The sequence below is a fragment of the Agromyces indicus genome (assembly GCF_031432295.1).
GTDB classification, from domain to species: domain Bacteria; phylum Actinomycetota; class Actinomycetes; order Actinomycetales; family Microbacteriaceae; genus Agromyces; species Agromyces indicus.
The window spans coordinates 1,183,180-1,206,536 of the sequence record NZ_JAVKGS010000001.1 but is presented as its reverse complement, the minus strand read 5'-3'; the positions used below and the strand labels follow the sequence as shown (position 1 = coordinate 1,206,536).

Annotated in this window: 20 protein-coding genes and 1 other RNA gene; 3 read left to right on the top strand and 18 right to left on the bottom strand. The window is 72.5% G+C overall.

Annotation, left to right across the window (positions count from 1 at the left end; translation table 11 throughout):
- Positions 1-16: 16 nt before the first annotated feature.
- From RH861_RS05770 to RH861_RS05720, 11 genes are all read right to left on the bottom strand, one after another.
- Positions 17-631 (bottom strand): thymidine kinase, encoded by a 615-nt coding sequence (locus RH861_RS05770; RefSeq protein WP_310520177.1) that lies wholly within the window; start codon positions 629-631, stop codon positions 17-19.
- The gene (locus tag RH861_RS05765; RefSeq protein WP_310520176.1) at positions 632-1,342 is read right to left on the bottom strand and encodes a response regulator transcription factor; all 711 of its coding nucleotides are present in this window, start codon (positions 1,340-1,342) and stop codon (positions 632-634) included. It lies immediately after the preceding gene.
- Positions 1,332-2,474, bottom strand: coding sequence for a hypothetical protein (locus tag RH861_RS05760; protein WP_310520175.1), 1,143 nt, complete (start codon positions 2,472-2,474; stop codon positions 1,332-1,334). The genes RH861_RS05765 and RH861_RS05760 overlap by 11 nt, the downstream gene beginning before the upstream one ends.
- Positions 2,471-3,841 (bottom strand): sensor histidine kinase, encoded by a 1,371-nt coding sequence (locus RH861_RS05755; protein ID WP_310520173.1) that lies wholly within the window; start codon positions 3,839-3,841, stop codon positions 2,471-2,473. Before RH861_RS05755 ends, RH861_RS05760 begins: the two co-directional genes overlap by 4 nt.
- A gap of 57 nt (positions 3,842-3,898) precedes the next feature.
- The gene (locus RH861_RS05750; protein WP_310520172.1) at positions 3,899-4,954 is read right to left on the bottom strand and encodes an Rv2578c family radical SAM protein; all 1,056 of its coding nucleotides are present in this window, start codon (positions 4,952-4,954) and stop codon (positions 3,899-3,901) included.
- A gap of 163 nt (positions 4,955-5,117) precedes the next feature.
- Complete coding sequence (locus RH861_RS05745) at positions 5,118-6,875, bottom strand: ATP-binding cassette domain-containing protein (RefSeq protein ID WP_310520171.1); 1,758 nt, start codon at positions 6,873-6,875, stop codon at positions 5,118-5,120.
- A 359-nt stretch (positions 6,876-7,234) separates the two neighbouring features.
- Complete coding sequence (locus RH861_RS05740; RefSeq protein ID WP_310520170.1) at positions 7,235-8,734, bottom strand: malate:quinone oxidoreductase; 1,500 nt, start codon at positions 8,732-8,734, stop codon at positions 7,235-7,237.
- A gap of 133 nt (positions 8,735-8,867) precedes the next feature.
- The gene (locus RH861_RS05735) at positions 8,868-9,410 is read right to left on the bottom strand and encodes an LPXTG cell wall anchor domain-containing protein (RefSeq protein WP_310520169.1); all 543 of its coding nucleotides are present in this window, start codon (positions 9,408-9,410) and stop codon (positions 8,868-8,870) included.
- A gap of 224 nt (positions 9,411-9,634) precedes the next feature.
- Positions 9,635-10,294, bottom strand: coding sequence for a hypothetical protein (locus RH861_RS05730; RefSeq protein WP_310520168.1), 660 nt, complete (start codon positions 10,292-10,294; stop codon positions 9,635-9,637).
- A 251-nt stretch (positions 10,295-10,545) separates the two neighbouring features.
- Positions 10,546-11,601, bottom strand: a complete 1,056-nt coding sequence (locus RH861_RS05725; RefSeq protein WP_310520167.1) for an aspartate-semialdehyde dehydrogenase — start codon at positions 11,599-11,601, stop codon at positions 10,546-10,548.
- A gap of 154 nt (positions 11,602-11,755) precedes the next feature.
- Positions 11,756-13,030 (bottom strand): aspartate kinase, encoded by a 1,275-nt coding sequence (locus tag RH861_RS05720; protein ID WP_310520166.1) that lies wholly within the window; start codon positions 13,028-13,030, stop codon positions 11,756-11,758.
- A gap of 140 nt (positions 13,031-13,170) precedes the next feature.
- Between RH861_RS05720 and RH861_RS05715 the strand changes: the two genes are divergently transcribed.
- Positions 13,171-13,665 (top strand): hypothetical protein, encoded by a 495-nt coding sequence (locus RH861_RS05715; protein WP_310520165.1) that lies wholly within the window; start codon positions 13,171-13,173, stop codon positions 13,663-13,665.
- Between the two features lie 36 nt (positions 13,666-13,701).
- Here RH861_RS05715 and RH861_RS05710 read toward each other — a convergent pair whose 3' ends face one another.
- Genes RH861_RS05710 through RH861_RS05700 form a run of 3 tightly spaced genes read right to left on the bottom strand, consistent with a single transcriptional unit; the run spans position 13,702 to position 17,070 of the window.
- Positions 13,702-14,055: a nuclear transport factor 2 family protein gene (locus tag RH861_RS05710; RefSeq protein ID WP_067948854.1), complete on the bottom strand. Its 354-nt coding sequence runs from the start codon at positions 14,053-14,055 to the stop codon at positions 13,702-13,704.
- A gap of 51 nt (positions 14,056-14,106) precedes the next feature.
- Positions 14,107-14,703: a recombination mediator RecR gene (gene recR, locus RH861_RS05705; RefSeq protein WP_067948856.1), complete on the bottom strand. Its 597-nt coding sequence runs from the start codon at positions 14,701-14,703 to the stop codon at positions 14,107-14,109.
- Positions 14,704-14,706: 3 nt separating this feature from the next.
- Complete coding sequence (locus tag RH861_RS05700; RefSeq protein WP_310520164.1) at positions 14,707-17,070, bottom strand: DNA polymerase III subunit gamma and tau; 2,364 nt, start codon at positions 17,068-17,070, stop codon at positions 14,707-14,709.
- A gap of 118 nt (positions 17,071-17,188) precedes the next feature.
- On the opposite strand from RH861_RS05700, the gene RH861_RS05695 reads away from it, so the two are divergent.
- Positions 17,189-17,584, top strand: a complete 396-nt coding sequence (locus tag RH861_RS05695; RefSeq protein ID WP_310520163.1) for a TraR/DksA family transcriptional regulator — start codon at positions 17,189-17,191, stop codon at positions 17,582-17,584.
- A 28-nt stretch (positions 17,585-17,612) separates the two neighbouring features.
- Here RH861_RS05695 and RH861_RS05690 read toward each other — a convergent pair whose 3' ends face one another.
- The 4 genes from RH861_RS05690 to pta all read right to left on the bottom strand — a co-directional run bounded on the left by RH861_RS05690 (position 17,613) and on the right by pta (position 23,048).
- A complete protein-coding gene (locus tag RH861_RS05690; protein WP_310520162.1) occupies positions 17,613-18,977 on the bottom strand; it encodes an MFS transporter in 1,365 nt (454 codons plus the stop codon).
- Positions 18,974-19,561 (bottom strand): helix-turn-helix domain-containing protein, encoded by a 588-nt coding sequence (locus RH861_RS05685; protein ID WP_310520161.1) that lies wholly within the window; start codon positions 19,559-19,561, stop codon positions 18,974-18,976. Before RH861_RS05685 ends, RH861_RS05690 begins: the two co-directional genes overlap by 4 nt.
- Before the next feature lie 72 nt (positions 19,562-19,633).
- Positions 19,634-20,824 carry an acetate/propionate family kinase gene (locus RH861_RS05680; RefSeq protein WP_310520160.1) on the bottom strand — a complete coding sequence of 397 codons (1,191 nt, stop codon included), beginning with the start codon at positions 20,822-20,824 and terminating at the stop codon, positions 19,634-19,636.
- 58 nt (positions 20,825-20,882) lie between these two features.
- On the bottom strand, positions 20,883-23,048 hold the full coding sequence (pta, locus tag RH861_RS05675) for a phosphate acetyltransferase (protein ID WP_310520159.1): 2,166 nt from the start codon (positions 23,046-23,048) through the stop codon (positions 20,883-20,885).
- Positions 23,049-23,188: 140 nt separating this feature from the next.
- On the opposite strand from pta, the gene ffs reads away from it, so the two are divergent.
- An RNA gene (ffs, locus tag RH861_RS05670) (signal recognition particle sRNA small type) lies at positions 23,189-23,285 on the top strand.
- The last annotated feature ends 72 nt before the right edge of the window (positions 23,286-23,357 follow it).

The window sequence follows — 23,357 nt, the reverse complement described above, 5'->3', positions numbered from 1 at the left end:
CGGCATCCGCTCACCGTCAGTGACGGCCGTTCAGCACCCCGCCGCTCTCCTGCAGGTAGCAGACGCCGCACAGCGACTCGTACGTCACCTCGACGCCGTCGATCGCGACCTGGTCGCCGTCGAAGATGTACCGCCCGTCGACCCGCCGGCCGTTGAAGATCGCCTTGCGGCCGCACCGGCAGATCGTCTTCAGTTCCTCGAGGCTGTGCGCGACCTCGAGCAGCCGTCGGCTCCCCCGGAAGGCGGCCGTCTGGAAGTCGGTGCGGATGCCGTACGCGAGGACGGGGATGTCGTCGAGCAGGGCGATGCGCAGCAGGTCGTCGACCTGGTCGCCGGTGAGGAACTGCGCCTCGTCGACGAGCAGGCAGCTCACGTCACGGCCGTGCGCCTCGATGACGGGCGTGCGATACCGCTGGAACACCTCGAGCACCTGGTCGTCGGGCCCGATCGTGAAGTCGACCTCGCGCACGACGCCGAGTCGCGACACGATGTCGCGGTCGCCCTTCGTGTCGACCGCCGGCTTCGCCAGCAGCACCTGGTGCCCGCGCTCCTCGTAGTTGAAGGCGGCCTGCAGCAGCGCCGTCGACTTGCCGGAGTTCATCGCCCCGTACCGGAAGTACAGCTTCGCCATCTATTCGAGGATCCCGTCCTCCGCCGCGCGACGGATGAGTTCGGAGCGTCGACCGGCCGGACGGCCGACCTTCGCGTACTTGTCGCGCGCGCGGCGCAGGTAGGTCTTCGCGGTCTCGTACCCGATCTCCATGCGACGGGCCACCTCGTTGGTCGACAGGCCCTGCACGTACAACGTCACCGCCCGCTGCTCGGCGGCGCTCAGCGCAGCATCGGCGACCTCGGCGCCGGTGGGGGGCGCGGATGCCGCAGCCGCCTGCTCGTCGCGAGCCCGCGGCCGCTTCGGCACGCGCTCACCGCGCGCCACCCGCCGCACCACCTCGATGACCTCGCGGACCGGAAGGGTCTTCGGCACGAACGCCACCGCACCGGCCGCGAGGGAGCGCTCGCGGGACTCGGCGTCGTCGAGCGCCGTCACGACGACGACCTCGCAGCCGGCGGCGCGGCATGCGCGGATGCGGGACTCGATCGACACGGACTCCGGGAGCTGGAGGTCCATCAGCACGATGTCGACGGGGAACGCCTCGTCGCGGATCAGGTCGATCCAGCGGGTCGCACGGATGGCGACCTGGACATCGGGAGCGTTCTCGGCGATCCAGAACGCGATGCCGTCGACGATGACGGCATGATCGTCGAGGATGCCCACCCGAACGAGCGGGCGAGTCTCGCGCTCGTCGCCCGGTTCGCGCCGGACATCATCATCAGGCGTCATGTCGGAACTCCACACGGATATTCTCCCCCGTGGCGGACACCTCGCCGCGCAGCCCGACGGCGCGTGCCACAGCCACGAACCGGTCGATGTCGCGACGCCCGAGCGCGCCTGCCCCGGGGCGTGCCGTCACCGTGATCCGCGACTCCCGCTCGGTCGGCGTGGCGAACGCGATCGTGATCGCCACCGCCCGGCGTTCGTCGGCCAACCACACGATGAGCGCGGTGATGGCCGCGCGCTGCTCGTCGCGCAGCAGGGCCGCCGCGGCAGCCTCGTCATGGACCGTGACGGGCACGCTGCGCATGGCCGTCGTCGACGAGGCGAGCTCGTCGAGCCAGGTGGACTCGATGCCCGCCCGGAGCGCGCGCCGGAGGGCGTCGGCGAGCTCGCGCGCGCGGTCGGCATCCGCCACGGAGATCCGGTCGGCGGTCATGACCTGCGCGAGGAACGGGAGCACCTCGCGGCTCAGCACCGAGACGCGGCCCTGCTGCACCGACCGGGCGATGCCCGTGCGGAGCGCGGCCTCGTTCTCGAGCGCCACCGCATTGGTGCGCCGCTGCCACGCGAGCGTCTCGGAGACCACCGACGCGGAGTAGGCCGCCGCAGCCGCAGCCGGTGCGAAGACGGCCACCGCGTTGAGCAGCGCGAACGACAGCGCGGGCGCGGCCGTGACCGCCGCACCGGCCGAGCCGAGGCCGAGGATCGCCACGACGACGGCGCCGAGCGTGCCGGCGACCAGCAGCGCCACCCACGAGCAGAACGGGGCCAGCGCGAGCAGCAGCAGACCCACCGAGAGCGGACCGAAGTCGTCGTACAGGTACCGGTCACGTCCGATCGTGCTCACGTACTCGGCGACCGCACCGCCCAACGCGAGCAAGACCACGAGCCCGAGTCGTTCCAGGGTGAAGGGCGCGCGACCGGGCAGTGCCGACACCCACGCGACCAGCCCCGCCACGGCCACCAGCGCGATGGCGAGGATGGCGGCGGCCGGCGAGTTGATCTCGTCCCGGTGCCACCACGTCAGGGCGATCGCCATCGTGGTCGTGCCGATGGCGCCCGCACCAACCAGCGGGACCGCGGCGATGCCGCCCAGGGGGTCGACCTCCTGCTGCGTCATCCGGATCGTGCCCCTCATCGGCCGACCCCCTCCACCGGAACGCTGAGCAGCACGGTCGTGCCCACGCCGGGACGCGACCACACCTGGACGGTGCCCCCCTCCTGCTCGATCCGCCCGCGGATGGAGGTCCGCAGGCCGATGCGGTCCGGCGGAACGCCCGCGACGTCGAATCCGGCACCGCCGTCGACGACGGCGACGGTCAGCTCGGACTCCCCCGGCCCCACCGCGACCTCGACCTCGTCGACACCCGCGTGCCGCACCACGTTGATCAGGCACTGCGCCACGGCCGCCTCGAGCGCCTCGCGGCGCCCCGGGTCGATCCGGCGCAGCGCCGATGGGTCCCCCGACAGGTGCACCTCGAGACCGGCGTGCCGCGCGACGTCGATGGCATCGGCCAGCGGTGCCGGCCCGGCGTCGGCTTCGACGCCGACCGTGCCGGCCGCGTCGGCGGCCGTCGCGGTCAGTGTCGACGCAGCGAGCGGAGAGCGACCGCGCGCGGCGTCGGGCCGGGCGCTCGATGCGGCACGCCGCGCGCCACGCTGCCACGCATCGTCATCGACCACGTGGTCGGCGTGGTCGATGGCCCAGTCGCGCCCGACGATGAGCGCGAGGTCGTGACGGATGTCCGAACGCAGCCGTTCCGCGATCGGCCCCGACCCGGCGGTCGCCACGGCGATGAGGTGGCTGAGCGCGGTGTCGTGCAGGCGAGCGATGGCGCGGAGCTCGTAGTCGTGGCGGATGGCGAGTTCGCGGGTCTGCTGCGTCGCCCGGTAGAGACCCGCCTCCTGCCTCGCGGCGCTCCGACGGGAGATGCCGTCGAAGGTGCGCACGATGGTCATGATCACGAATGCGGCGGCGGCGGTCACGTTCGGCACCCAGACACCGGCGCCGGACCAGTCGACGGCGGCCGCATCGTTCAGCGCGACCGCGAGGAGCGTCGCCGCCTCGCCGATGCCCCAGCCGAGCGCGGCCCACGTGACGGCGATGCGGGAGCCGAAGCCGGCGCCGCCGAGGAGCACGAGGGCGACCCGGGGCAGCGCCAGCATGGCGTTGTTCGTGCTCTCGAAGTCGCTGCCCGGCTGCATGATGAGCTCGGTCAGCACGAACGCCACGCCACCGCCCACCATGAGCGTGACGACCGTGAGCGTGACGTTGGGCCACCGCATCAGCGCCGCCTGCGCGGCCGCCTGCGCGGCCAGGAGCAGCAGCACGAGCATGGCCGAGGCGCGCGGCTCCGGCAGGCCCCAGGCCCGACCGTCGACGACGGACGCCGCGGCGATGGCCATCGCGGCGAGCAGGCACACCGCGGCGGCACTGTGGCCGGCGCGGGTGAGCGCTCGACCCAGGGACGCTCCCGCGAGGTGCTCGGGAAGGCCCAGGGTCATCGTGCTCCCATCCGCCGGCGGGTGTTCGCGTCCTGCCTTGAAGGATTATCCCAGTTGTCAGAACAGCATGGTGGGTGAGGCCGCCGCAAGGCCGGAGGCGGCGGCGGCGGTTCGCCTCGGGGCCGTGGATGCCACGCCGCCCGTCACGACGTCTTCACGGCCGCGCTCGAGCCGGTGCGCGCGGAGCAACGGCCGCATCCGCTCGGCCAGCCAGGCCCGGTACTCCTTCGGCGCATAGGCGCTCGCCCCCGGGTACATGGCGCGATAGCGGTCGACGAGTTCCGGGTGCTCGCGCGCGAGCCAGGAGAAGAACCAGGGCTTGACCGACCCCCGCAGGTGCAGCGCCGAGTAGACGAGCCTCGTGGCGCCGGCCGCCTTGGCCCGGCGGACCGCCTCGTCGAGATGGGCTCGCGTGTCGGTCAGGTACGGCAGGATCGGCATCAGGAACACCGAGCAGTCGAAGCCCGCCTCACGCGCCGCCGTGACCGTCGCGAGCCGTGCCGCGGTCGTCGGGGTACCCGGTTCGATCGACCGCTGCACCTCGTCGTCGTACACGGCGATCGACATCGCCAGGTCGACCGGTACGTGCTCGCGCGCCGCCTGCAGCAGCGGCAGGTCGCGCCGCAGCAGCGTGCCCTTGGTGAGGATGCTGAACGGCGTGCCGCTCGACGCGAGCCCGTCGATGATGCCCGGCATGAGCGAGTACCGCCCCTCGGCACGCTGGTAGGGGTCGGTGTTGGTGCCGAGCGCGACCGGTTCGTGCTGCCACGACGGCCTCACGAGCTCGCGCTGCAGCACCTCGGCGACGTTGACCTTGACGATGATCTCGCGATCGAAGTCGTCGCCCGCGTCGAGGTCGAGGTACTCGTGCGTCGGCCGGGCGAAGCAGTAGGCGCACGCGTGCTGGCAGCCCCGGTAGGGATTGATGGTCCACCCGAACGGCACGTAGGACTGGCCGGGCACCTTGTTCAGCGCCGACTTGGCCAGCACCTCGTGGAACGTGACCCCGGCGAACTCCGGCGTCTGCACCGACCTCACGAGGTTGTTCAGGCGAGCGAGGCCCGGCAGCGTGCCCTGCTGCTCGACGCCGAGTTCCTGCGTGTTCCACCTCACCCCGCTATTCGAACACACGTTCGAATTGAGGGCAAGCGGATGTCGAGGCGTGCCGAGCCGCCGCATCCGCTCACCACCTGCCGACCGGCGCCGGCTGGAACAGGACGAGGAGCGGAATGCAGGACGCGCAGGGCGGCGCGCGTCCTGCATTCCGCGGAGTGTCCTACGTCGCGGCGAGCGCGCCGGCCGGATGCGGCCGGAGCGCGAGCTCCTCCCCATCCCAGCGGCGACGAAGCCACCGGTCGTGGCTCGCGACGAGCACCGCGCCGGGGTACGCGCCGAGCGCCTCCTCCAACTCGCCGGCCAGGGCCAGCGACAGGTGGTTCGTCGGCTCGTCGAGCAGGAACACGTGCGGCGGCGCGGCGATCACCAGCGCGAGCGCGAGCCGCCGCTGCTGCCCGACCGAGAGCCGGCCCACGGGCCGATCGAGGTCGCGCGAGCCGATGAGGCCCAGGTCGGCGAGCGGCACGCGTTCGGCGCGCCGCTCCCCCAGCGCCCGCTCGTACAGCACCCTCGGCGTGGCATCCGGATCGGCGAACCGCACGTCCTGCTCGAGCAGGCCGACGCGGAGCCCTCGGCGCCGTCGCACCGTGCCGCGATCCGGCGCGAGACGCCCCGCGAGCAGCGCGAGCAGGGTGGACTTGCCGGCACCGTTCGCGCCCGTGATGAGCAGCCGCGTGAGCGGTCCGACATGCAGCGCATCGAGCTCGAGGCGCCCGTCGACCGCCACGTCCGCCACGTGCAGCAGTTGCCCGTCGTCGCCCTCGAGCGCGTGCGACCCCGACGGGATGCCCGCGAACGCCATCGGCGACGGCGGCCGGGCCACCTGCGTACGCTCCAGCTCCGCGAGGCGCAGCTCGGCGTTGCGCACCCGCCGCGAGACCGCCTGCTCGACGTTCTCGCGCTTGAAGTGCTTCAGGAACTTGTCGTTGTCGCGCGCCGCACGACCGTGCGCGACATCGCGGGCGCGCTCGGCGACCACGACCCGCAGCCGCCGCAACTCGGACTGCTCCTCGTCGTGCTGCCGCGCCCAGCGAGCGCGTTCCTCCGCGCGCACCGCCAGGTACTCGCTGAACGACCCGCCGAACACCGTGCCGACGGATGCCGCGAGCACCGCCTCACGCGACCCGGCGCCCGCCGGGGCCGACCCGGTTCGCGCGAGTGCCGCAGCACCCGCCCGCCCCGGATCCAGGTCGAGCAGGCCAGTCGCCACGCGGTCGAGGAACGCCCGGTCGTGGCTGGCGAACACGACCGGTCCGCGCCACGCACGGAGGCGCTCCTCGAGGAACCCGGCGGCATCGTCGTCGAGGTGGTTCGTGGGTTCGTCGAGCAGGAGCGCATCCGGCGACGACAGCAGCAGCGCCGCGAGCGCGAACCGGCTGCGCTGACCGCCGGACAGCTCGCCGATGCGCCGGTCGCGACCGAGCCCGGCGAGCCCCAGTCCGTCGAGCAACTCGTCGCGGCGCCGCTCGACCGACCACACGTCGGCGCGCTCGGCCGCCTCGAGGGCGACGGCGTACCGGTCGGCCGCACGGGCGGCTGCGGCATCCGTCGACTTGGACTCGGGCGCCGACAGCGCCGAGGCCGCGGCGTCGAGTTCGACCTCGATCGCCCGCACGTCGGCGACGGATGCCTCGAGCACCTCGTCGACGCGATCCGCCGGGTCGAACGGCAGCTCCTGGAAGAGCAGGCCCGTGCGCGACGGCCGGGCGATGCGCCCGTCGACGACGGCGCCCGGGAGGACGTCGCCCGCGATGACACGCAGCAGGGTGGACTTGCCCGCGCCGTTCTCGCCGATGAGCCCCAGGCGACGGTCCGGGGCGACGGTGAGATCGAGGTCGGACAGCACCCGGCGGTCGCCGAACGCGACCGACAGGCCGTCGACGCGGAGGTGGGATGAGTGGGAATGGGTGACTGACATGAGGCGGAGCCCCTTCGCGAGGAGGCTCCCGGGCCGTCGGCGTGCGAACGCGCGCTTCAGCGGGCGCGGACGACGCGTCGGACACGGCCCGACGTCACGCGTGGACGGCGACGACGGCCCGGGAGCGGGTGATGGATCCCGCCGGGCATCTGCCGTCGCCTGGGTGCGCGCGAACACTGTCGCGATCAGTGGAAGGAGCACACCCCGGTGTCAACGGCGCCTCGGGCGCGGGACGATGGGATGTGCTCACTTCATAGCGGGGTCGACTGTAGCAGACCCGCGCGGGTTGGTCGAGGTTTGGTTTGGGGGGTCTCGATACGGGCGCTTCGCGTCCCACTCGACCAGCGGGGCGCGGAGCGCTACTTGGCGACGAGCGCCGTGCTCGGGGTGAGCTGCAGCACGGCCGCGGTGCGCGCGAGCGACTCCGCTGCCGCCTCCGGGTCGTCGGAGAGGTTCGTGCCGAGCGACGGGATCATCTCGCGCAGCTTCGGCTCCCAGTCGCCCATGCGGTCGGGGAAGCACTTGCCCATGACCTCGAGCATGATCGGCACCGACACCGAGGCCCCCGGCGACGCACCCAGCAGACCGGCGATCGTGCCGTCGGCGCCCGAGATCACCTCGGTGCCGAACTGCAGGATGCCGCCCTTCTCCGGGTCCTTCTTCATGACCTGAACGCGCTGGCCGGCCGTGATGAGCTCCCAGTCCTCGGTCTTGGCCGTGGGCATGAACTCGCGCAGCGCCGCCATCTTCTTCTCGCGCGAGGCGAGCAGCTCGGAGATGAGGTACTTCACGAGGTCGAAGTTGCGCAGGCCCACCTGCAGCATCGGCCCGAGGTTGTGGGTGCGGATGGAGAACGGCAGGTCGAACCACGTGCTCGTCTTGAGGAACTTCGGCGTGAAGCCCGCGTACGGCCCGAACAGCAGCGACGTCTCACCGTCGACCACCCGGGTGTCGAGGTGCGGCACCGACATCGGCGGTGCGCCCACGGCGGCCTTGCCGTAGACCTTCGCCTGGTGCTGCGCCACGAGCTTCGGGTTGGTGGTGCGGAGGAACTGGCCCGAGATCGGGAAGCCGCCGTAGCCGCGGATCTCGGGGATGCCCGAGTGCTGCAGGAGGGCGAGCGCCCCGCCCCCCGCGCCGACGAACACGAAACGGGCGCGCACGGTGTGCACGTTGCCGCCCACGAGGTTGCGGACGCGGATCCGCCACGTGCCGTCCTCCTGGCGCTTCAGCCACGTCACCTGGTGGTCGGTGCGGATCGACGCGCCGCGCGACTCGAGGTCGCGCATGAGCTGCACGGTGAGGGCGCCGTAGTCGACGTCCGTTCCGGACTCGATGCGGGTCGCCGCGACCTTCGCCTTCGGGTTGCGCTTCTTGGCGAGCAGCGGCGCCCACTCGGCGATCGTGTCGAGGTCCTCGGTGTACTCCATACCGGCGAACAGCGGCTGGCCCTCGAGCGCCTCGACGCGCTTCTTGAGGTACTCGATGTTGGCCTTGCCGCGCACGAACGTCATGTGCGGGGTGGAGTTGATGAAGCTGCGAGGCTCGGGCAGCGAGCCGTCTTCGACGAGGTGGGCCCAGTACTGCCGGCTCACCTGGAACTGCTCGTTGATCTGCACGGCCTTCGCGGCGCTCACGCTGCCGTCGGGCGCCTCGGGCATGTAGTTCAGCTCGCACAGCGCCGCGTGGCCGGTGCCCGCGTTGTTCCAGGGGTTCGACGACTCCTGCGCCACGCGACCCAGCCGCTCGTAGACGCGGATGCTCCAATCGGGCTGCAGCCTCGAGAGCAGGGAGCCGAGCGTAGCGCTCATGATGCCCCCGCCGATCAGCACGACGTCGACGGTCTCCTCGGAAGTCACGGGTTCCAGTGTAAGTGGGCGCGGATGTGTGCTTCGACCAGGTGGTCGTCCGTGACGAGCGGATGCCGCAGAACGGCCGACCGGCCCGCCCCGCGCGATGCGGGACGGGCCGGTCGGCCGTGATGCGGACGGATCAGCGACGCTTCGCCGCCGCGATGCGCGGCGCGGCGATCGCGCCACCGAGCGCCATCGCGCCGAGGCCGGCGAAGAGCAGCCAGCCGTTGTCGAAGCCGGTCTCGGCGAGCTGCTCGCCGCCGCCCTTCGGCGCCTCGGAGTGCTTGCCGCCACCGTCACCGCCACCGGCCGGGTCGGTGTGGACCGGCGTCGACGGCGGGGTCGTGTGGGTGTCCTTGACGTAGCGGACGGAGTAGTGGCTGATCTCCTTGCCCGACGGGTGCGAGAACGTGTACGACTCGGCGGGCGGGTCCACCACGATGTAGTGCGGGCCGTCGCCCTGGTTGGCGGACCCGGCCTTCACGCAGATCTCCGCGATGAGGTAGCCCTCGGGCGCGTACGCCGTGAACTCCTCCTGGTCGTTGGCGGAGAGGTGGCCGGTGTCGAAGTTCTCGCAGACCTTCTCGTTCGTGGGCTCCTCGGCGTACGCCGGGGCAGTCGAGAATGCGACCGCCCCGCCGGCGAGCAGCAGGGCAGCAGCGAACAGACGGGTTGACTTCATGAGGGGCTCCTGGCGGGTGACGGGTACTCGGATTTGTCGGCCAGTGGGCAGGGTGAGACCGGCGGCTGGGGATTCCGCCGATCACCATTGGACGGTTGCGCTCAGCCTATGTGTCCTCACAAATGAGGACAGCCCCCCGAAAGGGAGGTATACCGCCGCTTTCCGGTCACGAATTGGCAACGGCCCGCCCCGCGGAGCGGGACGGGCCGTTGCGAGACGCCGGGTCAGCGACGCTTGGCCGCGACGATGCGCGTGGCCGCGAGACCGCCGCCCAGGGCGATCGCGCCGAAGCCGGCGAAGAGGAGCCAGCCGTTCTCGAAGCCGGTCGCCGCCAGCTCCGCCTTCGTCTCGGTGGCCTCGCCACCGCCGACCGGGTCGCCCTCGCCGTCACCGCCGCCGACCGGGTCGGTCTCGCCGTCGATCGGCTCGCCGACGACCGGCTCGCCGTCGCCGTCGCCGCCACCCACGGGGTCGCCATCACCGTCGCCGCCACCCACCGGGTCGCCGCCGCCCACCGGGTCGCCGTCGCCCGGCGTCGCCGGCGGCATGGTCTCGGTGGCCTCGACGTACGCGACCGAGTAGTGGCTGATGTCCTTGCCGGAGCTGTGGCGGAAGGTGACCGACTCGGCGTACGGGTCGAGCGTGATCAGCTCGGGACCGAGACCCTGCTTGGCCGAACCGGCCTTCACGCAGATCTGGGCGATCAGCTGCCCCTCGGGGGCGACCGCGGTCCACTCCGCCTCACCGTTCGCGGAGAGGTGGCCGGTGTCGAACTCGGGGCAGACGTTGGTGCCGTCCGGGGTGGCGTACGCCGGGGCGGCGGTGAATGCGACGGCGCCGGCAGCGAGCACGAGGGCAGCAGCGAACGCACGGGGTGACTTCATGGGAGGGGGCTCCTGGAGGGAAGTGGGTGTTCGGATACGGAGGCGACCGGGCGCGGGCAGGGTCGAACGGCGGGTGGGAAGGCCGCCGATCACCACGTCATGGTCTTGCTCAGCCTAGGGCTCGCGCGAAGCGGAGAGATATGCCCTGAACCGCGTCCGACGGGGCGTTTCGATCACGATTCGGTCACGGCACGCGAACGCCCCGGGCGCGGCATCCGTCGGCCTCGCCCGGGGCGTGAGTTCGCGGGTCGTCAGACCTTCGCCGGCAGCTCCGCGGCGACGAGTTCGGCGATCTGCACGGCGTTCAGCGCCGCACCCTTCCGCAGGTTGTCGTTCGACACGAAGAGCACGAGTCCGCGACCCTCGGGCGCCGACTGGTCGCGGCGGATCCGCCCGACGTAGCTCGGGTCGGTGCCGGCGGCCTGCAGGGGCGTCGGGATGTCGCTGAGCTGGACCCCGGGCGCCTCGGCGAGCAGCTCGGTCGCGCGCTCGGGCGTGATGTCGTTGGCGAACTCGGCGTGGATCGACAGCGAGTGCCCCGTGAAGACCGGCACGCGCACGCAGGTGCCCGCGACGCGGAGGCCCGGCAGCTCGAGGATCTTGCGGCTCTCGTTGCGGAGCTTCTTCTCCTCGTCGGTCTCGAGGTCGCCGTCATCGACGATCGAGCCGGCGAGCGGGATCACGTCGAACGCGATGGGGCGGGGGAACTTCTTCGGCTCGGGCATCGTCACGGCCGAGCCGTCGTGCACGAGCTCGATCGCATCCTGCTCGACGGCCGCCTTGGCCTGCTCGAGCAGCTCCTCGCCGCCCGCGAGCCCGGCGCCGGACACGGCCTGGTAGGTCGCGACCATCAGTCGCTCGAGGCCCGCCTCGTCGTGCAGCACCTTCAGCACCGGCATCGCGGCCATCGTCGTGCAGTTGGGGTTGGCGATGATGCCCTTGCGCGCCTCGGCGATCGCGTGCGGGTTCACCTCGCTGACCACGAGCGGCACGTCGGGGTCCATCCGCCATCCGCTCGAGTTGTCGATGACGGTGACGCCCGCTGCGGCGAACCGCGGCGCCTGCGCCTTCGACAGGGTCGCGCCCGCCGAGAAGATCGCGATGTCGAGGCCCGTGGGGTCGGCCGTCGAGGCATCCTCGACGACGATGTCCTCGCCGCGGAACGGCAGCGTCGTGCCCGCCGAGCGCGCCGAGGCGAAGTAGCGGATCGACGCGACGGGGAAGTCGCGGTCCTCGAGGAGCCGGCGCACGACCGCGCCGACCTGTCCGGTGGCGCCGACGACGCCGATGTTCACTCCGTGTGGCATGGTGCTCCCTCTCGTGGCATCCAGTATTCAGGAGTTCGACCGAGCGTCGGCCGAGAGCGGGGCGCTCGGTCCTGATCTGGCAGCCTTCTCCTCAAATCCGGCAGTCGTTCGATGGACGCCGCGCGGGACGCCGCGTCCCGGCATCCGTTCGCGACTAGCGGCCCGTGCCCGCGTAGACGACCGCGTCGGCGTCGCCGTCGAGCTCGAACGCGGTGTGCACCGCACGCGCGGCCGCGTTCACCGAGTCGGCGCGCGTGACCACCGAGATGCGGATCTCGGACGTCGAGATCATCTCGATGTTGATGCCCGCGTCGTACAGCGCCTCGAACAGCTTCGCCGAGATGCCCGCCGCCGAGCGCATCGCGGCGCCGACCAGCGACAGCTTGCCGATCTGGTCGTCGTACTGCAGCGACTCGAAGCCGAGCGACTCCTGCGCCTCGGACAGCGCCTTCAGCGATCGCTCGCCGTCGGACTTCGGCACGGTGAACGAGATGTCGGTGCGACCCGTCGCCGCGGCCGAGACGTTCTGCACGATCATGTCGACGTTCGCGTTCGTGTTCGCGACGATCTTGAAGATCTTCGCCGCGGCCCCCGGCACGTCGGGCACGCCGACGACCGTGATCTTGACCTGGCCCAGGTCGACCGCCACACCGGCGATGACGGACTCTTCCACAGTTTCTCCTTCGGGAAGGCGCTCGGGGTCGTAGACGACGGTCCCCTCGCTGTTGTTGAACGACGAGCGCACGTGCAGGGTCACCCCGTGACGGCGCGCGTACTCGACGGCCCTGATGTGCAGCACCTTGGCACCGGATGACGCGAGCTCGAGCATCTCCTCGCTCGTGATGCGGTCGAGCTTGCGCGCCTTCTTCACCACGCGCGGGTCGGACGTGAACACGCCGTCGACGTCGGTGTAGATCTCGCACACGTCGGCGTCGAGCGCCGCCGCCAGCGCCACCGCGGTCGTGTCGCTGCCGCCACGGCCGAGGGTGGTGATGTCGCGCGTGTCGCGGTTGAAGCCCTGGAACCCGGCGACGATGACGACCGCGCCCTCGTCGAGCGCCTCGCGGAGGCGGACCGGGGTGACGTCGACGATGCGGGCGGCGCCGTGCGTGGCATCCGTGATCATGCCCGCCTGGCTGCCCGTGAACGAGCGCGCCTCGTGGCCCATGCTCTTGATCGCCATCGCGAGCAGCGCCATCGAGATGCGCTCGCCCGCCGACAGCAGCATGTCGAGCTCGCGGGGTGCCGGGAGCGGCGTGACCTCGTTGGCCAGGTCGAGCAGCTCGTCGGTCGTGTCGCCCATCGCGGAGACCGCGACCACGACATCGTTGCCCGCCTTGCGGGTCTCGACGATGCGCTTCGCGACCCGCTTGATGCTCTCCGCATCGGCGACGGACGATCCGCCGTATTTCTGCACGATCAAGCTCACGTGGGCGCTCCCGGGGGTGTCTGGGCCGGGGAGATGATCACCCGGCGCCGGAACGTCCATCATACGGCGGGGCGCATTCTCGCCCCGCCATGTGACGACCGGCCCCGGACCGCGCGCGTCGGCGGGAGTAGAGTGCGGCCATGGCGGAGGCGCTCGAGGGCTGGACCGACTTCAACGTCGCGATGGTCGGTGCGGCCGCGGCGCTCGCGGGCCTGCTCATCGTCGCGATGTCCGTCAACATCAGCGCGATCATGTCGTCGCCCGAGCTCACCGCCCGCGCCGGGGCGTCGATCGCCGGGCTGGCCCTCGCGATCGTCGCGTCCGCCGTCGGTCTCATGCCCGGCGGCTCGACGGCGGTCTACGCGATCGCCGTCCTGGCGGCCGCCGCCGGGGCCGGAGCCTTCCAGGTGGCGGCGATCCGCGCCATCCGTCGCAGCGGTCGCGACAGCGTCGGCGAGCGGATCGTGCGGGGCGCGATCGGGATGGTGGCGGTGGCGGCGTTCGCCATCGGGGCGGTGCTGGTGCTCACGGGGCCGATCGGCGTGGGACTCGCCGTGATCGGCTTCGGCGCCGTGATCGCCGTGATCGCGTCGATCCTCATGGCGTGGGTGGTGCTCGTCGAGGTCCTCCGCTGACGTATGCGGTGAGGGGCGGCTCGCGCCGCCGCCGGTTCAGCGATCGCGCTCCATGTACCACTCGGTGAAACGCGTCGCCCGGCCGTCGGGCGCGAGCCGGATGACCCACAGGTTGTCGTACAGCTTCGAGTCCGGGTAGTCGGTGCGGCCCTGGACGATCACGAGGTCGTCGGTCTCGGTGAGGACCTCCCAGTCGAACTCCCAGTCGTCGGGCTCGTCCTTGGAGTCGAGCCACCCGGCGATGATCGCCTCGCGACCCCGCAGGGCATCGGGATCGTCGGGACTGAACTCGTACACCGCGTCATCCGTGAAGATCGCCGCGATGTCGTCGGGATCGTTGGTCTCCCACGCTCGGACGTAGCCTTCGACCCAGTCGCTGCCTGCGCTCATGTGGTCCGTTCTATCGGCGCGGCATCCGGTCGTCAATGGGTGGCGCCGGCGTCAGCCGACGACTCGGCGACCCTCGAACGCACGACCCAGGGTGACCTCGTCGGCGTACTCGAGGTCGCCGCCGACGGGCAGGCCCGAGGCGAGGCGGGTCACGCGGATCTCGAGGGTCGTGAGGAGACGGCTGAGATACGTCGCCGTGGCTTCGCCCTCGAGGTTCGGGTCGGTGGCGATGATGACCTCGGTGACGGTGCCGTCGGCGAGGCGCTGCATCAGCTGGCGGATGCGGAGCTCGTCGGGCCCGATGCCGTCGATCGGGCTGATCGCGCCGCCGAGCACGTGGTAGAGGCCGCGGAACTCGCGCGTGCGCTCGATCGCCACGACGTCCTTCGCCTCCTCGACCACGCAGATGAGCGACGCATCACGGCGCGGGTCGCGGCAGATGGAGCACGTGGACTGCTCGGCCACGTTGCCGCAGATCTCGCAGAACTTCACCTTGTCGCGCACCTCGAGCAGGATCTCGGCGAGCCTGGACACGTCGAACTGCTCGGTCTGCACGATGTGGAACGCGATGCGCTGCGCCGACTTCGGACCGATGCCCGGCAGCCGGCCGAGCTCGTCGATCAGCTCTTGGACGATGCCCTCGTACACGCGCTAGCTCCGCTCGCCGAATCGAGCGGGCGGCGCCTCGACCTCTTCGAGGAAGGTCGCGCCGAGCAGGTCGCGCACCACCGCCTCGCCGTAGCGCTGGATGGGAGCGCCGCCCGAGGACGCACGCGGCGGGGTCGCGGCGCGCGTCGGTCGAGCCGCCGGCGCGGACGGCTCGGGGGCCGGGGGCGGTGCTGCGTCGAACGGCGGCTCGTCGTCGGCCGGAGGCGCATCGGCGTCATCGGGCGGCGGGACGTCGTCGATCGGTGCGGCATCGACGCCGGGCCGTTCGGCGACCGCGGTCGCCGAACGACGATCGGGCGTTGCACCCTCGGCGGCGGGAGTCGTCCACTCGGGAGCCGACCGGCGTGCCGGCGCCGGGTCGGCCGCCGGGGCGGCGACGGTTGGATCGGAGGTCGGGATCGCCACGGTCGCCCAGGAGTCGACCGGTCCGGACGGCGCAGCCGCAGGAGCAGGAGCAGGAGCGGATGCGGCCGGGCCACCGGTCGGGTCGGAGGACGCGGAGCCGGCCGCAGCCACCCGGTCGCTGCCCGCCGGACGCGACTCGGTCGCCGGTGCCGACGACGGCGACGCGGACGCGGGTGCACCACCGCGAGGCGCCGCGCCGCCCTCGGGACGGTCGGGTGCCGACGGCGCCGGGGTGCGGTCGCCCATCACGCGCGGCACGAACTTGACCTGCACGCCGAGCACCTCGGCGATGGCGCCGCGGAGGAGCTCGGCCGGGCTCTGCAGGCCGGTGGCGCCGCGGAGCTCGTTCACGTCGTTCTGGCTCGGGAAGCCGAGCACGAGCACGGCGTCGTCGGAGCGGTAGTCGATGACCTTCGCCGTCAGCGCGGCCATCCAGGCCGTGCGCTTGGTGCGTTCGAGCACCCCGAGGATCTCGGGCCACGCGTCGCGCACCTGCTCGAGCGTCACCGGCCCGACCGGGACCGCACGCGCAGCAGGCTCGACGGGCGCCGCGGGTTCGGCCGGCGGCACCGGGGTCGGCGGCGCGCCCGGCGCCGACGCCTCCACCGGTGCGGATGCCGCGGGCGCGGACGTATCGGCTCGGGGCGAGCTCGCCTGCGGAGCACTCGCGCGCGCGGTCGGTGCGGTCGTCGGCTCGGCCGGCGCAGCGGTGGGCGCCGGAGCCGACGGCGCGACCGAGGCGCGCATCGGCGGCGCGGCGTCGCCCGCGGCATCCGTCACGCCGACCCGGCGCTCGAGCCGCTCGACCCGCGCGAGCGCCCCCCGCTCGGTCTCGTCGCTCGCGGGCACGAGCACGCGCGCGAGCATGAGCTCGAGGTGCAGGCGCGGCGAGGTGGCGCCCGTCATCTCGGTGAGGGTCTGGTTGACCAGGTCGGCGACCCGCGAGAGCTCGGCCGGACCGAACGCGGCCGCCTGCGCGGCCATGCGCGTGAGCTCGTCGGCCGGCACGCCGCGGAGCACCGCGGCCGCGGCCTCGGGGCTCGTCGCCGCGACCACGATGAGGTCGCGCAGGCGCTCGAGCAGGTCTTCGACGAATCGCCGCGGGTCCTGGCCCGTCTGCATGACCCGGTCGGCCGCCGCGAACGCGCCTGCCGCGTCGGCCGAGCCGATCGCGTCGACGACCTCGTCGAGCAGGGCGCCGTGCGTGTACCCGAGCAGCGCGACCGCGCGCTCGTACCCGACCGTCGACCCCTCGGACCCCGCGATGAGCTGGTCGAGCAGCGAGAGCGTGTCTCGCGGCGAGCCGCCGCCGGCCCGCACGACGAGCGAGAGCACGCCGGGCTCGACCGTGACGCCCTCGTCGTCGCAGAGCTGCTGCACGTAGTCGAGCATCGGCGCGGGCGGCACCAGTCGGAACGGGTAGTGGTGGGTGCGCGAGCGGATGGTGCCGAGCACCTTGTCGGGCTCGGTCGTCGCGAAGATGAACTTGACGTGCTCGGGCGGCTCTTCGACGAGCTTGAGCAGGGCGTTGAAGCCCTGCGGGGTCACCATGTGCGCCTCGTCGAGGATGAAGATCTTGTAGCGGTCGCGAGCGGGAGCGAACACGGCGCGCTCGCGCAGGTCGCGCGCGTCGTCGACGCCGTTGTGGCTCGCCGCGTCGATCTCGACGACGTCGAGCGAACCGCCGCCCGCACGTGAGAGCTCGACGCAGCTCGGGCACGTGCCGCAGGGCGTGTCGGTCGGCCCCTCGGCGCAGTTCAGGCAGCGCGCGAGGATGCGGGCCGAGGTCGTCTTGCCGCAGCCGCGCGGACCGCTGAACAGGTAGGCGTGGTTCACGCGGTCGGTGCGCAGTGCCGTCATGAGCGGCTCGGTGACCTGCGACTGGCCGATCATCTCGGCGAAGGTCTCGGGCCGGTATCGGCGGTAGAGGGCGGTGACCACGCGTCAATGCTAGTCGCGCCGTCCGACAGCGGGTCCGGCGTGGATCGGCGCCCGTGACGGCGGGCGGGCATAGGATCGGTGGACCGCATCGGCGCGGGCTCCGACATCCGCTCGGCCGATGCACGACGACGGAGGTGGTCACGTGACGGGGATCCGCAGCGCGGAGCAACTCGAGCGCTTCCGGGAGCTGCTGCTCGCCGAACGCCGGGAGGCCGAGGAGCGGCTCGCCGAGCAGAGCGAGGGCATCACGGCGGTGCGCGAGGCGAGATCCGACGGCTCCGTCGACGACGAGCACGACCCCGACGGCCCCACCATGAGCCAGGAGTGGTCGCAGCGCACCGCCGTGCTGCACGACGTCGAGCACGAGCTCGTCGACGTAAAGCGGGCGCTCGCGCGCATCGACGACGGCACCTACGGCGTCTGCGAGAAGTGCGGCCAGAAGATCTCGGTCGCCCGGCTCGAGGCGCGGCCCACGGCGACGCTCTGCATCGACTGCGCGCGCAAGGTCCGCTGAACCGCGCCGCAGCCGGCGAGGCGACCGGTCAGCGCACCGCCTCGGCTGCCGACCGCGGGGCACCCGCTGCCGCGACGGCCTCCGCCTCGTCGTCACGATCGACGACGGATGCCGCGCGCCCGGCACTCGACAGCCCGTCGAACGATCGCAGCAGCAGTGGGCTCGCCCCGAGCACCGCGTAGAGCACGGCCGCGCCCGCGAGCACGACCCCCGGTCCGAACGCCTCCACCGAGACGCCCGCGAGGAGCGCGCCCACCGGCATCGACGCCGCCACGCCCGCCGTGAGCGCGCCGAAGACCCGTGCGCGCATGCCGTCGGGCACGACCGAGTACAGCGCCGTCGCGATCATCGGGTTGATGGCGCCGGCCGCGAGCCCTGACGCCGCGAGCACCGGGAACAGCACCTCGACGGGTGCCCCGAGCGCCATCGCCGCGTAGGGCGGCGCGCCGGCGAGCACGAAGCAGATCGCGAACATCGTCCGTCCCGACGCGCGGTGGCCGATGATCCCGAACAGCGCCGAGCCGGTGAGGGCGCCCGCCGCGAAGCAGCCGACCATGAACCCGAGCACCGCCGGGTCGCCGAGCACCTGCGACGCGTAGACGGGCTTCAGCACGGTCATCCCGGCCGCGTCGATAGCGTTGGTCAGCGTGACGAGCAGCACGACCCCGCGCGCGAGCGGGGTGCGCCAGACGAAGCGGATGCCGGCGATGAACGCCTGCACGCTCGAGCCCGCGGTCTCGGCCGCCTCGTCCGACTCGAGGGCTCGGTCGCCGCGGAGCGCCGCCGGCCGCGGCACGAGGAGCGCGACCAGGAGGGCGGAGACGGCGAAGCCGGCGGCATCCGCCACCAGCGCGGTCATCGGTCCCGCGAGCGCGACGAGCGCCCCGGCCACGCCGGCCCCGACCATGGTCGCCGTGCGCTGCACCGCCGACTGGGCGCCGGCCGCACGGGCGAGCGGGATCCGGGCCAGGGCGGCGAGATCGGGCATGAGGACCGTCTTCGCGGTGTCGCCCGGGGCGTCGAGCAGCCCGCCGAGGAACACGAGCGCGAGCAGCGCGCCGAACGAGAGCAGCCCCGCGGCATCCAGCAACGGGATCGCGAGCACCGTCACCCCGCTCGCGAGGTCGGCGGCGATGCTGGAGGCGCGGTAGCCGAACCGGTCGACGAGCACGCCGCCGAGCGCGCCGCCGACCACGAGCGGCACGGTCGCGAAGATGCCCGCGACACCCGCCGCGAGCGGGGAGCCGGTCTGCTGCAGCACGATGATCGGGACGGCGACGAGGGCGATCGCGTTGCCGGCGAGCGAGCAGAGCTGCGCCGCGTAGAGCGCGAGCAGCGGGATGCGGCGACGAGGCGCCGCGGCCGGCCGCGCGGCATCCGCTCGGGAGGTCACGCGTCGGCCCTCGGGAAGACGTGGGTGATCCAGCGCACCGGACGCGCGCCCTCGCGCGGCTCGCGACCGCGCGCCCACCAGCGCTCGCGCACCGCGGCGAGCTCGGCCCCGAGCTCCTGGAACTCCTCGAGCGTGAGGTGCGCAGCGCCGTCGCTCGAGTCGGAGGCGGCGACCCACTCGGGTTCGAGCCCGGCCTCGGCGTCGAGCGCGCCGAGCAGTTCGCGATGGTAGGCCTCGAGCACGGTGCGGCGCAGGGCGTCGGATGCCGCGCGGCGGTCGGGATCGTCGACGAACTCCGCCGACTGCCAGCTCGTCACCTCGTGGGCCGACCGCCACCACCGCTCGCGCCGGTCGCGCGCGAGCTCGGGCGCCTGCTCGACGAACCCGTGCCTGGCGAGCGTGGACACGTGGTAGCTGATGGAGCCCGCGGCCTCGCCCGTGCGCTCCGCGAGCATGCCGACGGTGGCCGGGCCGTCGATGCGGAGCAGGCCGAGCAGGCGCAGGCGGACGGGGTGCGCGAGCGCGCGCATCGGCCCTGCGTCGTGCAGCTGGATGCGGTTCGAGTCCGGGCGGCGGGCGTCCATGCCGCGAGGCTACATCTACAAGAATTCTTGTACAAGTGTTGTTGTGAAATCGTCCGCCCGCTGCGCGGCGGGTCAGCGGCCGACGACCTCGACGGTCTGGCGAGCGATCTCGAGCTCCTCGTCGGTGGGCACCACGAGCACCTCGACCCGGGCGCCGTCCGGCGAGATGCGACGCGCTCCCCCGCGGCCCGTGTTCCGCTCCGGGTCGACCTCGATGCCGAACCACTCGAGCCCGGCGAGCGCCCGCGCCCGCACCGGCGCGGCGTTCTCGCCCACCCCGGCCGTGAAGACGACCGCGTCGAGCCGCCCGAGTTGCGCGGCGTACGCCCCCACGTACGAGCGGATGCGGTGGCAGTACACCTCGAGCGCGAGCTCGGCGCGCGCATCGCCCGACTCGGCCGCCGCGACGAGGTCGCGCATGTCGCCGTGGCCGCCCAGCCCCAGGATGCCGCTGCGCTTGTTGAGCAGGTCGTCGACGCCGGCGACGTCGAGGCCGGCACGTCGCTGCAGGTGGAGGAGCACCGCCGGGTCGAGGTCGCCCGAGCGGGTGCCCATCACGAGCCCCTCGAGCGGGGTCATGCCCATGCTCGTCTCGACCGAGCGACCGCCGTCGACCGCGCACGCCGACGCCCCGTTGCCGAGGTGCAGGACGATGAGCTTCAGCTCCTCGACCGGGCGCCCGAGGAAGGCCGCGGCCTCGCGCGAGACGTACCGGTGCGACGTGCCGTGGAACCCGTACCGGCGCACCCGGTGCCGCGCCGCGACCTCGGCGTCGATCGCGTACGTGTACGCCGCGGGCGGCATGGTCTGGTGGAAGGCCGTGTCGAACACCGCGACATGCGGCACCGACGGGAACGCACGCTCGGCCGCGACGATGCCCGCGAGATTCGCCGGGTTGTGCAGCGGCGCGAGCACCGATAGCTCGTCGATGTTGATCTTCACGAGCTCGGTGATCACCGTCGGCTCGAAGAACCGCGCGCCGCCCTGCACCACCCGGTGGCCGACGGCCAGGGGCGGACGTTCCTCCAGCGACGGGCCGTGCTCGGCGAACGCCCGCAGCATCCACGCGAAGGCGGCGTCGTGGTCGGGCACGTCGAGTTCCTCGCGGAACGTCGCGCCCGAGGCATCCGTGTGCCTGGCGCTGCCCGGCGGCCGCCCGATGCGCTCGACGAGGCCCGTCGCGAGCGCCTCGGCCGACTCGACGTCGACCAGCTGGTACTTCAGCGACGACGAACCGGAGTTGACGACGAGGACGATGCTCATGCAGGGCTCCCGGGCCTCGGTACGCGCGCTCCGCGGGCCACTCGACGACCGGGGGCGCTCATGTCGCGGCCGCCTGGATCGCCGTGATCGCCACCGTGTTCACGATGTCCTGCACGAGCGCGCCCCGCGACAGGTCGTTCACGGGCTTCCGCAGTCCCTGCAGCACCGGACCGATCGCCACCGCCCCGGCCGAGCGCTGCACCGCCTTGTACGTGTTGTTGCCCGTGTTGAGGTCGGGGAACACGAAGACCGTCGCCCGCCCCGCGACATCCGATTCGGGCATCTTCGTGCGCGCCACCGCCGCATCGGCCGCGGCGTCGTACTGGATCGGACCCGCGACCGGCAGCTCGGGAGCCCGCTCCCGGACGAGCTCGGTCGCGAGCCGCACCTTGTCGACATCCGCCCCCGACCCCGACTCGCCCGTCGAGTACGACAGCATCGCGACGCGCGGTTCGATGCCGAATTGCGCCGCCGTCTGCGCCGACGAGATCGCGATGTCGGCGAGCTGCTCGGCCGTCGGATCGGGCACGATCGCGCAGTCGCCGTACACCAGCACCCGGTCGGCGAGCGCCATGAGGAACACGCTCGAGACGACCTCGACGCCGGGCCGGGTCTTGATGAGCTCGAACGCCGGCCGGATCGTGTGCGCCGTCGTGTGCATCGCACCGGAGACCATGCCGTCGGCGAGCCCGAGCTCGACCATCATCGTGCCGAAGTAGGACACGTCCTGCACGGTGTCGCGCGCCTGCTCGAGCGTGACGCCCTTGTGCGCGCGCCGGCGCTGGTACTCGTCGGCGAACCGGTACACGAGCACGTGGTCGTGGTTCGACAGCACGGTCGCCTTCGAGATGTCGAGGCCCAGGCCGATCGCGCGCGAGCGGATCTCGATCTCCTCGCCGAGGATCGTGAGGTCGGCGACGTCGCGCGCGAGCAGCGTCGCCGCGGCGCGCAGCACGCGGTCGTCGTACCCCTCGGGAAGCACGATGTGCTTGCGGACGTCGCGCGCCCGCGCGAGGAGGCCGTACTCGAACATGAGCGGCGTGACGACGTCGGTGCGGGCCACGTCGAGCCGGTCGAGCAGCTCGTGCCCGTCGACGTGCTTCTCGAACAGGGCCAGCGCGGTGTCGCGCTTGCGCTGCGACTCGGCGGCGAGCCGGCCGCGCGTGTGGGTGATCGCGAGGGCGGTGTCGTACGTCGTGAGCTCGGTGCGGATGATCGGCAGGTCGGACTTCAGGCCCTCGATCAGCCGCTGCACCGTCTCGGAGATCGGGAACCCGCCGTTCAGCACGATGCCCGAGATCGACGGGAACGTCGCCGACGCGTGGGCCGTCAGCACCCCGAGCAGCACCTCGCTCCGATCGCCCGGCACCACCACGACCGAGCCCTCGATGAGCCGCGTCAGCACGTTCTCCATCGACATGGCCGCGATCACGGCGCCGAGCGCCTCGCGCTCGAGCAGCTCCGGGTCGCCCGCGTACAGCTCGCCGCGGAGCGCGTGCATGATGCTGCGCATCGACGGCGCGACGAGGAACGGGTCCTCGGGCACCGCCCACACGGCGACGGACGCCGCATCGACCGAGGCACGACCGGCGGATGCCGCGGCATCCGCTGCCCGCCCCACGGCCGCGCGCAGCGCAGCCACCACGTCGTCGAGCCGGTCGGGGTCGGCGCGGTTCGCGACGATGCCCAGGACGGTCGCGTGCTCCCGCTCGAGCTCCTCGAGGGCGAGCTCGGTGAGCTGCGCGAGCTCCTCGGGAGTGCGCGAATCGGTGTAGCCCAGCCGCTCGCTCGCCCCTCGGCCCTGCGGCACCCGGCCGCCGACCGCGAGGAGGACCGGGGCGCCGAGGTTCGCGGCGATGCGCGCGTTGTAGGCCAGCTCGGTGGGGCTGCCCACATCGGTGTAGTCGGAGCCGATCACGACCACGACGTCGCAGCGGGACTCGACGGCCTTGAAGCGGCGGACGATCGTCGCGAGCGCCGCCTCGGGGTCGGCGTGGACGTCCTCGTAGGTGACGCCGATGGCCTCGTCGTAGCCGAGCCCGATCACGCCGTCGTGCGCGAGGAGCAGCTCGAGCACGTAGTCGCGCTCCTGCGTGGACCGGGCGATCGGCCGGAACACGCCGACCCTCGTCGCCCGGCGGCTCAGCGTGTCGACCGCGCCGAGCGCGACCGTCGACTTGCCGGTGTTGCCCTCGGCGGAACAGATGTAGATGCTGTGCGCCACGCGAGCCAGCCTATTGGGCGGCCGAGACGTCGAACTGGGAATCACGGGCGAGTCAGGTCGGGCGAGCGGATGCCGCGGGCCGAGCCGGCACGGCCGCGCCCGACGCGGTTCGCGGTCGGCGCTCGCTCGGGTAGACTGTCTCAGGCTCCTCACGTGGCGCCATCCAGGCCAACTCCCCCAGGGCGGAAACGCAGCAAGGGCAACCGGGCTCTGGCGGGTGCGTGAGGAGTCCCAGGAGGATTCGCCTAGTGGCCTATGGCGCACGCTTGGAAAGCGTGTTGGGTGAAAGCCCTCGGGGGTTCGAATCCC

Bases quoted from the DNA above. Each gene is read 5' to 3' on its own strand.
- RH861_RS05770 (WP_310520177.1), bottom strand. From the start codon at position 631: ATGGCGAAGCTGTACTTCCGGTACGGGGCGATGAACTCCGGCAAGTCG.
- RH861_RS05765 (WP_310520176.1), bottom strand. From the start codon at position 1,342: ATGACGCCTGATGATGATGTCCGGCGCGAACCGGGCGACGAGCGCGAG.
- RH861_RS05760 (WP_310520175.1), bottom strand. From the start codon at position 2,474: ATGAGGGGCACGATCCGGATGACGCAGCAGGAGGTCGACCCCCTGGGC.
- RH861_RS05755 (WP_310520173.1), bottom strand. From the start codon at position 3,841: ATGACCCTGGGCCTTCCCGAGCACCTCGCGGGAGCGTCCCTGGGTCGA.
- RH861_RS05745 (WP_310520171.1), bottom strand. From the start codon at position 6,875: ATGTCAGTCACCCATTCCCACTCATCCCACCTCCGCGTCGACGGCCTG.
- RH861_RS05735 (WP_310520169.1), bottom strand. From the start codon at position 9,410: ATGAAGTCAACCCGTCTGTTCGCTGCTGCCCTGCTGCTCGCCGGCGGG.
- RH861_RS05730 (WP_310520168.1), bottom strand. From the start codon at position 10,294: ATGAAGTCACCCCGTGCGTTCGCTGCTGCCCTCGTGCTCGCTGCCGGC.
- RH861_RS05725 (WP_310520167.1), bottom strand. From the start codon at position 11,601: ATGCCACACGGAGTGAACATCGGCGTCGTCGGCGCCACCGGACAGGTC.
- RH861_RS05715 (WP_310520165.1), top strand. From the start codon at position 13,171: ATGGCGGAGGCGCTCGAGGGCTGGACCGACTTCAACGTCGCGATGGTC.
- RH861_RS05710 (WP_067948854.1), bottom strand. From the start codon at position 14,055: ATGAGCGCAGGCAGCGACTGGGTCGAAGGCTACGTCCGAGCGTGGGAG.
- RH861_RS05695 (WP_310520163.1), top strand. From the start codon at position 17,189: ATGCACGACGACGGAGGTGGTCACGTGACGGGGATCCGCAGCGCGGAG.
- RH861_RS05685 (WP_310520161.1), bottom strand. From the start codon at position 19,561: ATGGACGCCCGCCGCCCGGACTCGAACCGCATCCAGCTGCACGACGCA.
- RH861_RS05680 (WP_310520160.1), bottom strand. From the start codon at position 20,824: ATGAGCATCGTCCTCGTCGTCAACTCCGGTTCGTCGTCGCTGAAGTAC.